This window comes from Leisingera sp. MMG026 (assembly GCF_021654205.1).
Lineage (GTDB): Bacteria > Pseudomonadota > Alphaproteobacteria > Rhodobacterales > Rhodobacteraceae > Leisingera.
In genome coordinates, this window is sequence record NZ_JAKFZM010000172.1 from 1 (window position 1) to 350 (window position 350).

Consider the following 350-nt stretch of genomic DNA (forward strand, 5'->3'; position numbering starts at 1 on the left):
TCCATAGACGACACAGTAGACGAACCTCGCCGCCGCTACCTTGCCGCCCTCGGAACCGCATCTTGGGCCGTCCCTGAGTGGCTTTTACCCAGCATTTTGCGCAGTAGCTCTCCAATCTCCGTTTCGACCATAAAAATAAGGGGTTTGGCGCTCAAATTCACCCCCATGTTCTTCCAGGGCACTCTTATGGAGAGAACATACGAATTTTTCGCCGATTTCATTGCCCTGAAGCCAACCCAAGTTCGCTCTCTCCAAGGGCCATGAAGCATCAGTCGGCGGCATGATTGATTGGAGAATAACAATAATGACAATCAACAAGCACACTGCACCCAGCAAAGAAAACATCCAGC

1 protein-coding gene is annotated in these 350 nt (G+C 50.9%); it reads right to left on the reverse strand.

The window, feature by feature from the left end:
• Positions 1-84: 84 nt before the first annotated feature.
• Positions 85-350, reverse strand: a 266-nt coding sequence (locus L1069_RS24025; RefSeq protein ID WP_237457316.1) for a hypothetical protein, incomplete at its 5' end; no start/stop codon positions are given.